7 protein-coding genes are annotated in these 10,324 nt (G+C 47.9%); 2 read left to right on the top strand and 5 right to left on the bottom strand.

The window, feature by feature from the left end; genetic code table 11:
* Nucleotides 1–96: 96 nt before the first annotated feature.
* From H608_RS0101695 to H608_RS23305, 3 genes are all read right to left on the bottom strand, one after another.
* Entirely contained in the window at nucleotides 97–2,526 is a 2,430-nt protein-coding gene (locus H608_RS0101695) for a TonB-dependent receptor (RefSeq protein WP_028786151.1), read from the bottom strand.
* A gap of 211 nt (nucleotides 2,527–2,737) precedes the next feature.
* Nucleotides 2,738–3,493: a LytR/AlgR family response regulator transcription factor gene (locus H608_RS0101690; RefSeq protein WP_028786150.1), complete on the bottom strand. Its 756-nt coding sequence runs from the start codon at nucleotides 3,491–3,493 to the stop codon at nucleotides 2,738–2,740.
* Nucleotides 3,486–4,646, bottom strand: coding sequence for a sensor histidine kinase (locus tag H608_RS23305; protein ID WP_051267918.1), 1,161 nt, complete (start codon nucleotides 4,644–4,646; stop codon nucleotides 3,486–3,488). Before H608_RS23305 ends, H608_RS0101690 begins: the two co-directional genes overlap by 8 nt.
* 100 nt (nucleotides 4,647–4,746) lie before the next feature.
* Between H608_RS23305 and H608_RS0101680 the strand changes: the two genes are divergently transcribed.
* Entirely contained in the window at nucleotides 4,747–5,760 is a 1,014-nt protein-coding gene (locus H608_RS0101680) for a threonine aldolase family protein (protein WP_028786149.1), read from the top strand.
* 214 nt (nucleotides 5,761–5,974) lie between these two features.
* A complete protein-coding gene (gene pgi, locus H608_RS0101675; RefSeq protein ID WP_028786148.1) occupies nucleotides 5,975–7,624 on the top strand; it encodes a glucose-6-phosphate isomerase in 1,650 nt (549 codons plus the stop codon).
* A gap of 191 nt (nucleotides 7,625–7,815) precedes the next feature.
* Here pgi and H608_RS0101670 read toward each other — a convergent pair whose 3' ends face one another.
* Both H608_RS0101670 and H608_RS0101665 read right to left on the bottom strand, forming a co-directional pair.
* A complete protein-coding gene (locus H608_RS0101670; protein WP_028786147.1) occupies nucleotides 7,816–8,244 on the bottom strand; it encodes a DUF3276 family protein in 429 nt (142 codons plus the stop codon).
* A 127-nt stretch (nucleotides 8,245–8,371) separates the two neighbouring features.
* On the bottom strand, nucleotides 8,372–10,204 hold the full coding sequence (locus H608_RS0101665; protein WP_028786146.1) for an ABC transporter ATP-binding protein: 1,833 nt from the start codon (nucleotides 10,202–10,204) through the stop codon (nucleotides 8,372–8,374).
* Nucleotides 10,205–10,324: the final 120 nt, after the last annotated feature.

Below are 10,324 nucleotides of genomic sequence, written 5' to 3'. Positions count from 1 at the left end.
TACTTACTACTTACTACTTACTACTTACTACTAAAAAAGGGCCGCTCCGGACAACGGAACGACCCATCATGCTACAGGAGAAAAGAACAGTAATGGTTAATTACCTGATTTGATACGGTTCTGCTCGTCTTCGAGTCCGCTGCGGCGACGGCGCTCGGGCGCAATATTCTTTTTACCAAAACGATAAGTAAAGGTCAGGCGCACCTGCCGTGTATCGCGGCGGGCGTGGATATTAACATCCACATCACTGTAACGTACATCACCTCTGAACACCTGTGTGCGGAACACATCGGAAAAGCCGAGTTTGATCGTGCCTTTCTTCTCAAACACCTGGCGTACGATACCAACGTTGAGCGCTCCCATGTGACCGGCCTTCAGCAAGCCTTCCGCACTTGGTGAACGGTACCATCCGCTGATCTCGCTGCTCCATTTACCAAAAGTAAACGTGTTATTAACCGAGGAAACAAGTGTGCTGAACTGCAGATCAACGGGATCATTATTGTACAATCCCTGGTAACGGTTGTTGTATACATTCACGTAGATATTCGTGTTCCACCATTTGGTTACCGCTGTATTGATCATCACGGCAATACCCAACTGCCTCATCGTATTCAGGTTGTCTTTGGTCTGGTAGGTGATGCTCTCCGCGGTGTTCTGCTTCAGCAGTTCGGTGATTACATCGGAGGTTTGCGTATAGTTCAGCGTGGTTGTCAGGAACCTGTTGAACGTGTGGCTGAACTCGATGTTGTTAGTGAACTGTGGCAACAGATATGGATTACCTTGTCCGTAAGTCAGGGAATCGAGGAAGAATACAAACGGGTTCAGGTCGTCATAATTCGGGCGTGCAACGCGACGGCTGTAGCTCAGGCTGAACTGGTTTTTATCATTCAGGTTATAGCTCAGCGCAGCGTTCGGAAAAAGGTTGGTATAATCGCGGCGGAAAGAAGAGTCATTGCTGAGCTGATGCCCTTTTGCCTGCGTGTTCTCCAGGCGAAGACCCGCCGTCCACTCAAATTTCTTCAGGGAACCGCTCATGATAGCATAAGCTGCATTGATGTTTTCATCGTAAATGAAATGGTTACTGCGATTGTCTTTGATCCAGCCGGTTCCTTCGTTGCGCTGGTAGTTCACTTCGTTGTCGGTACTTACAAGGCTTGCCTTGACACCTGTTTCGAGTTTAAGATTTTTATTGATCGGATGCAGGTAATCTACTTTACCACTGTAGATGGTAATATTGGAAGGCAGGTCACCGGCCAACAAAACATCGGGACCTAATTTATTTCCCAGCGGATCGAAGCTGCGTGTATTGAGGAAAGATGCATTGTCGTTAACGTAACGCGCATAGTCGAAGTCAGTCGACAATTCGCGACCTGTGGAATCAATGCTTCTTTTATAGTTAAGGTTGAAAGCATAGTTCTGTGAATTACGATTGTTATTAGCATTGGACTCGAGCCGGTTGATGAGACTACCGTCGGGTCTGCGGATATTGATGCGGCCTGAAGGATCTTCATCGTTCTTATTGAAGTTGCCATTGAACACAAGCCCGATCACATCTTTTTTGGAGAAATAATAATCCGCTCCCGCTTTCATGCTGTGATAATTGCCTTTGAAATGCGGACGTGAAACCTGGTCGATCGTACGCATAATGGTTTCCTTGTCTGCCTCATACAAACGGCGGTTGATGGACAGCCTGTTGAAGCCTTCATAGGTGCCCACATAATAATTACCAAACACATTAAACTTGCTGCTGCGGTGGTTAAGGTTGAGACCACCGTTTATTCTCGCATAAACGCCCTGGGTATAACCAATGTTGGTATTACCATTGGTACCACGGATCGCTCCTTTTTTTGTTTTGATATTGATGATACCGGAATTACCTGATGCATCATATTTAGCGGGAGGATTGGTCATGATCTCGATCTGCTCCACCTGGTTGGCTTGCAGATTTTTCAAGTAAGCCGCGAGATCGGCGTTGCTCATATAAGTAGGCTTGCCGTCGATAAGCACCATTACGCCTTGTTTGCCTTTTACACTGATATTGCCATCGTTGTCGACGGTTACACCGGGAGACTTTTCGAGTAGTTCCATCACGGTTGAACCGGCATTGGTAGGCGCGGCATCCACATTCACGATCATCTTACCCGCCTTCATTTCCACCATTGGTTTTTTGGCGGTAACAGTGACGCCCGTCATGGCTTTGGCTTCGGGCGACAGGCGGAAGGCCGGCAATTGAACGGGTATATTTTCTTTCAAAGAGATCAACTTCGAATTTACGGCCTGGAAACCTACCGAAGTGATGCTGACGAAATAATCGCCGGTCTTCAGGCTGTCCAGGGAAAAGCGACCATCGGCCGCTGTCATTTCAATTTTTGCCATGGCGGAATCTGCCGCATGGCGGAGCGTAATGGTTGCCGCGGGAACCGATTTCCCGTTTTCATCCTGCACCTGCCCGGTAATCCGGCTCTGCGCATTCACTGCCACACCGGACATAAGAAGCAGAAGTACAATCAGTTGAATCTTTTTCATTTGGTTTACTTTTATAAAATGGTACTTTGTTTTAGCTGTTACAACTCAAAAGTAGGTACTATACAATGCATAGTACATTGTTTTGAATTGAACGGCAAAATTGAGGGGATGAACGGTAACGGTAAAGTTGGAAATAGGACGCTTGAAGCCAGACCGGGTTACAGTTGGCCGCTATTTTGGGATAAATGGCAATTAGGCGCCTTCAGCGGCGCTAAAGGCCGAACTCCTTTCGTATTTCCTGCTGATAAGTACGACCGGAATATAAGGTGGTGGCATTGGTATCGTTCATTACAAAACGATAACGTCCGTTATAATGGCGATGCATTTCCCGGATGAGCTGTTTGTTGATGAGGTAAGACTTCTGTATGCGAAAAAAGTGGGCCGGTAATTTTTCTACCAATGAACTCAGCGTGGCGCCCGATAAATATTTCTGGCCGGTGACCAGGTAGATCCATACATATTTGTCATCCGCTTCGAGATAAGTGATCTGATCAAAACGCAACAGGTTGATGCGATCACCCGTTCGTACACTCAGCGAGGTAGCGGCTACCGGTTGATTGAACCGGTCGATAAGCGCCTGGAGGTCGGGAGCGGTGTCGGTATTTCCCAGACGCCCCAACCGCTGTAGTTTTTCCACCGTTTGCGCAATACGTTCTTCGCGCAAAGGCTTCAGCAGGTAATCCACCGCAAATGTTTCAAAAGCCTGGATAGCATATTCTTCATACGCCGTGGTGAAGATGATATGCGGTACTTCTTTCAGTTGTTGCAATACTTCAAAGCCCGACATATCCGGCAGCCGTATATCAAGAAATACCAGGTCCGGTTGCAATGCCTGGATTTTTTCTATCGCCTCTCTCCCGTTTGCCGCTTCGGCGATGATGTTGAACAATGCCCCGTAAGGTTCCAGCAAACGCCGTAGGGTGCGTCGTGCCGCAGGTTCATCATCCACGAGCAATACCTTATACATGTCGCCTGGCTTTTGGTGTGTACATTTTTATAACCACAGCTTTCGGTTGTGCAAGGAACAATACTTCATACCGGTTGGGAAACAACAGATCCAGTTTATCGAATACGCTTTGCAGTCCGTATCTCGGTACCAGTTCCTCCGGAAAGGGAGGACCATTGTCTCCTACCGCAATGCTGATGCCCTCCTCGAGGGCGGTGATATCGATCCGGATCGACGTCAGGCGGTCAGTCGCTTTCAGTCCATGCTTTACTGCATTTTCCAATAAGGGTTGCAATAAGAACCGCGGTACGCGGAATGTACCGGCTTCCGCATCGGTATGCACTTCGTATTGCAGTTTATTTTCAAAACGGATTTGTTCTATCCGGAGATACAGGCTGCTCAATTGCAGTTCCTCCTCCACCGTTGCGTAGTTGTCACCAGCGTAGTTGAGACTGTACCGGAACAGATCCGCTAATGCAAGCGTCATCTCCCGCGCACGCAAGCCGTCGGTCAGTGACAGATCTGCGATGGCGCCTAATGCATTGTATAAAAAATGCGGATTGATCTTGGCCTGCAATGCTTCCAATTCCGCCGTGGCTTTTGCTTCCCGCAGCCGGCTAAGTTCCAGCGATTGCTCGTCCATTCTTTTTTGCCTTTCCAGGGAAACATAAGCAGAGAACACATGCACCAATCCGACGCCGGTGGCAAAATAAAGACTGATCAATACCGTCGATTGCCAGTTGTGTATATTTTCCCTTTCAGCCGTGGCAATATAAAACAACAGGCTTGTAATAACGGCTGTTACGATCAACGTTACTAATATCAATGCCTGATGCTTTGCAAATGACCATTGCTGAAAACGCGGATGCCGCACTACCCAGCGCACACTGTTGAACACAATCAGCGTGTTGAGCGTTACTAATATCGCCTGCCCGAGCAAAGCCACGCCTACCCCGTATTCGCCGATGGCTTCAAACAGACTGCCATTGAGCGGCAGCAGCGCCATGATGAAACAAAAGATAATCAGCCAGGCCGAGATATTGGCCCGCAGCCATTCGTTACGGATGGATTTCCTGAACAACTGTTTGAAATTAGCCAACAGGAACATGCCACTCAAAGCGAGTGCGATCGCCGCGTGTATGATGATGAGGTATTGCCAGAATCCGATATTCACGGCACCAAATTAACAAATCGCCGCTCAACTGTTTACAGCGTCCCGCCAACTGCCTTTTTTCGGTAGTGAACTGTTATCTTGCAGGTAATTTATATCTGCTATGATCGATTACCGTTCCGATACCGTTACCAAACCTTCCCCCGAAATGCTCAAAGCCATGTGGAACGCTCCCGTTGGCGATGATGTATTCGGCGAAGACACGTCCATCAACGAACTTGAACAACTGGCGGCCGATATGTTTGGCATGGAAGCAGGGTTGTTTTGCCCATCGGGTACCATGACCAACCAGATCGCCATCAAAGTACATACACAACCCGGCGATGAAGTGATCTGTGACGCTGATGCACACATTTATCAATACGAAGGCGGAGGTATTGCTTTTAATGCCGGCGCGTCGGTGAAATTACTGGCAGGCGACAGAGGACGGGTTACCGCCGCGCAGGTGGCCAACGCCATCAACCCGGATGATGTTCACCGCGCGCGTACAAGCCTGGTATGCCTGGAAAATACCAGCAACCGCGGCGGAGGCAGTTGCTATGAATGGGAGGACATCACGGCAATACGCGCACTTTGCACTCAGCACGGACTGGCTTTTCATCTCGATGGAGCGCGTTTATTCAATGCGCTGGTTGCCAAATCGCAAACACCACAGCAATACGGAGCAACATTTGACAGTATTTCCATTTGCCTGAGCAAAAGCCTGGGATGCCCGGTAGGTAGCGTTTTATTGGGTAAAAAAGAATTCATCCGTCGCGCAAGACGCTTCCGCAAAGTATTTGGCGGTGGCATGCGGCAGGCCGGTTATATCGCTGCGGCGGGTATTTATGCATTGAAAAATAATATCGACCGGCTGCAGGAAGACCATGCACATGCGCGTCAGCTTGCAGATTCTCTGGAGGGCCGCAGTTGGGTAAAAAGAGTATTGCCCGTAGAAACCAATATTATCATTTTCGAACTGCACGAAGCCGGCTCCGCGCCTGCACTTGTACAAAAGCTGAAAGAGCTGGATATATTGGCCTATGCCATAGCGCCCGATCGCATCAGGCTGGTCGTTCATCTTGACATAACAGCCGGTATGATTGAGCGGACCATAAAGCAGTTTGGAAAGTTGTGAGTGATGAGTATTAAGTAGTAAGTATTAAGTATTAAGTAATAAGTAGTAAGTTAAACAGCTTATTCACGATTGACCGCAGACACGAACCACGGGTGAGAGAATGTGGAACATGAAAATGAAACAACCATTCACGATTCACCATTCACCATTCACGATTCACCATTCACGATTCACCATTCACGATTGACGATTGACGATTTAAATTTTAAAGCATATGCTTCCTAAAAAAGACCCCACAACAACAGCCGCCTGGCAACAACTGCAGCAAGCGTACGATCGCATGAAAGACGTACAGATGAAACAACTGTTTGCAGAGAACCCGCGGCGTTTTGACCAATACAATATCTGGCTCGGTGATATCCTTTTTGATTATTCCAAGAATATTATCGATGATGATGTGCTCAGCAAATTGCTGGCACTTGCAGAGCAGGCCGGTCTTGCAAAGGCAATAACCGCCATGTTCGACGGACAAAAGATCAACGAAACCGAGAACCGCGCAGTGCTGCATACAGCTTTGCGTAATTTCTCCCCCGGCGCTGTTACTACCGACGGAGAAAACGTGATGCCTGAAGTGAAAAAGGTATTACGAAAAATGAAAAGTTTCTGCGACAAAATCCACAGCGGAGAGTTGCGCGGTTATACCGGGAAACGCATTCGTTACATTGTAAACATCGGTATCGGCGGCAGCGATCTCGGACCGCAGATGGTGACCGAAGCCCTGCGCCCTTATCATGTAAAAGATATCGAGACCTTCTTCGTATCCAATGTAGACGGTACGCATATTGCCGAAACACTGAAGAAAGTAAAACCAGAACGCACCTTGTTCCTGGTAGCCTCGAAAACATTCACGACCCAGGAAACAATGACCAACGCGCATACGGCGCGTGAGTGGTTTTTACGGAAAGCCAAAGACGAAGCCCATATCGCCAAACATTTCGTGGCACTCAGCACCAACGAAAAAGAAGTGGTGAAGTTTGGCATCGACAAGCGAAACATGTTCGGTTTCTGGGACTGGGTAGGCGGACGTTACTCCCTCTGGAGTGCGATAGGTCTTTCCATTGCTTTGTCTATCGGGTATAAAAATTTTGAAGAGCTCCTGAAAGGCGCGTACAATACCGATAACCATTTCCGTAATACTTCCTTTGAAAAGAACATTCCGGTATTGATGGCGGTTATCGGTCTCTGGTACACCAATTTCTTTGGGGCGCAAACGGAAGCCATTCTTCCTTACGATCAATACATGCTGCGCTTTGCCGCTTATTTCCAGCAGGGAAATATGGAAAGCAATGGTAAAAGTGTGAGCCGCGACGGACAGCCTGTGACCTACGCCACAGGACCGGTAATCTGGGGCGAGCCGGGCACCAACGGACAGCACGCCTTTTACCAATTGATCCACCAGGGCACTGTCATCATTCCCTGCGACTTCATTGCACCCGCCCAGAGCCACAATCCTATCGGCGATCATCATCCCAAATTGTTGTCCAATTTTTTTGCACAAACAGAAGCGCTGATGAATGGCAAGACCGCAGAAGAAGTAACGGCCGAACTGAAAGAAAGCGGATTAAAAGCGGCACAGATCAGCAAACTGGTTCCCTTCAAAGTATTCAGTGGCAACCGCCCCACCAATTCATTCCTGGTAAAAAAGATCACTCCCTTTACCTTAGGGCAACTGATCGCACTTTACGAGCACAAAATATTTGTACAGGGGGTGATCTGGAATATCTTCAGCTTTGATCAGTGGGGTGTGGAATTAGGCAAACAACTGGCCAACCGCATTCTCCCGGAGTTAGGCGATGAAACGGCCGTCAGCGGCCACGACAGCTCAACCAATGGTTTGATCAATGCCTATAAGAAGCTGAGGTAAGTAATAAGTTTTAAGTTTTAAGTAAAAACAGCCGTGGTTCGCTCCTGAGACTCTCGGAGGGCACTAACCATGGCTGTTTTTTATTCACGATTCACAATTGACTATTGACTATTCACCATTCACTATTCACCCAAAAAAAATGCTCCCCTTGCGGGAAGCACTATACATAATCAGTCGGTTGTTTAATTTACTTACCACTTGTCTACTTCTTCAGTGCTGCTTGGTGCAGGACTAATCTCTTCAGCAGCTTCCGCTGTTTCTTCACTGCTGATCTCGATCTCAGAAATGACAGTTACTTCAGCCACCACAGTTTCTCCGTCCTCACCAAGATCATCGTGGTTAAAGGCGTCGAAATCGAAGTCAGGCATCAATTCAGTCTTCACATAATCCACCGCTTCGTTGAGGGCTTTTATAAATTTATTGAAGTCTTCTTTGTACAGGAAAACTTTGTGACGGTCATACCCGTTGTCATCAAACCGCTTGCGACTTTCAGTGATGGTCAGGTAATAATCATTACCCCGGGTAGCACGCACATCAAAGAAGTAAGTTCTTCTTTTTCCCGCCCGGATGCGTTTGCTGTAAATGCTTTCCATCTTTTTGTCGTTGTTCTCGTACGCCACTTGATTAGGTTTTTTCGGTTGTTAAAAGATATACAAATTGGGAAGTCACAAATATATAGATGTTTTTGAAACAGCCAAATCCTAATTACCCCCGTGTTTTTCCACCCGAAAAAGCCTTTTGGCGGCATTAACCTTCGGTCATTCCCTGCTGCTGGCGGGCGTATAACGACGCATAATGCCCGTCGGGGATGCGCATCAGCTCGGCATGCGTGCCCTGCTCCGCAATCCGTCCGTGATCCAGCACCACAATCCGGTCAAATTCCAGCAGGGAAAATACCCGGTGCGTAATGATGATGGCTGTCTTGCCCTCCAGGAATTCATTCAGCCGTCCGATGATCTCTTTTTCGGTTTTGGCATCCACCGCGCTCAGGCAGTCGTCGAGAATGATGAGCGCCGGATCTTTGATCAACGCCCGTGCTATCGAAATCCGTTGTTTCTGTCCCCCACTCAAGGTTACGCCGCGCTCACCGATCATGGTTTCGTATCCTGCGGAAAAACGGCGGATATCCGGATCAACACCTGCCATCTCCGCAGCCTGCACCACCTGTTCGCGGGTGGCATTTTCTATACCCGAGCCAATGTTGTTGGCCACGGTATCGCTGAAAAGGAATACATCCTGCGGCACATAACTGATCTGGCGGCGCAGGGAATGCAGACTGATTTCTTTCAAAGGCACATTGTCCACAGACACATTTCCCTGCACGGGATCGTACATACGAAGTAATAGCTGGGCGACAGTTGTTTTACCACTGCCCGTCCGCCCCGTAATTGCCACCTTTTCACCAGGACGGATATCCAGCGTAAAATTTTCCAGCGCATGAATGCCTGTATCAGGATAAACCATGGTTACGTTATCAAATTGCACTCCGCCTTTGAGCACCGGTTCCAGGGGCTGAAGCGGTTCAGCAATAGCTGGTTTTGTTTGTAAAAATTCATTCAATCGTTTCTGGGAAGCCGCTGCCCGCTGGATCATGCTCGCCGTAAGCCCGATCGCACTTACGGGAAACGTAAGCATGTTGACATAGATTATAAATTCCACGATGGTGCCTAGCTCCATGTTATGCTCGTGACGGATATAATAAAGACCGCCGATCATGATCGTAAGCAGCGTGCTGAAACCGATCAATAAAGTAATCGAAGGAAAATAGATCGCCTCCACCCTTGCCAATCCTACCGCATTCTGCCTGTATTCCTCGCTGTTGCGGGAGAAAAATTCCAGCATGTTTCTTTCCTGGACAAAAGACTTGATCACACGGATACCCGAATATGATTCCTGCGCATTGGTGGTAAGACCGGAAAGCGATTCCTGGATGCGTTCGCTTTTTTTGTGAATGGTCATATTGACGAAATAAATAATCACCGCAAGGATCGGAAGCGGCATCAGCACATACAGGGTAAGTTCCGGGCTCCGGCTAACCATGAAAAAGATACTCAGCGAAATGATGGTTACCAGGTTGGCTACATACATAATAGCAGGACCTGTAAACATCCGCACGCGGCTTACATCTTCGGCGATGCGGTTCATGAGGTCGCCGGTATTATTTTTTTTATAAAAAAGTGCATCGAGCTGCTGGTAATGCGCATATACTTCGTTTTTCTGATCGTATTCGATATGACGGCTCATTACGATCAGGGTCTGGCGCATGAGAAAAAGGAAGAAACCGCGAAGTAAGGCAAGTACCAATAAGATAACGGCACATACGGCCACCAGTTTCCATACATCCGAAATACCGCTGACCATCGAGATGATCTTTTGCACGAGAATGTCGTAGTCACCGGGTTGGTCGCCCGCACCGGCGGGTGCCGATCCGATTGCGCGGTTAACGAAATTGATGACATAACCCGTAAGCTGCGGGGCCAGTACGTTGAAATAGTTGGAAAGCAAAACGAACAACAAGCCAGTTGCCAATCTCAAGCGATATTTCCAGAAATATTTATTCAGCGCCTTCAGATGCTTCATGGTGCAAAAGTAAGGATTAAGGTAAAAGGCGTAAGGCGTAAGGGAGAAGGAATAAGGTGTAAGGCAAAAGGTGTAAGCTTCGGACATAAGCAATAAGTTTTAGGTATTCAGTACTAGTCA

The sequence above is a fragment of the Terrimonas ferruginea DSM 30193 genome (assembly GCF_000425585.1).
In the GTDB taxonomy this organism is placed as follows: domain Bacteria; phylum Bacteroidota; class Bacteroidia; order Chitinophagales; family Chitinophagaceae; genus Terrimonas; species Terrimonas ferruginea.
The sequence above is the reverse complement of the archived record's forward strand: the minus strand, read 5'-3'. Positions and strand labels throughout refer to the sequence as shown.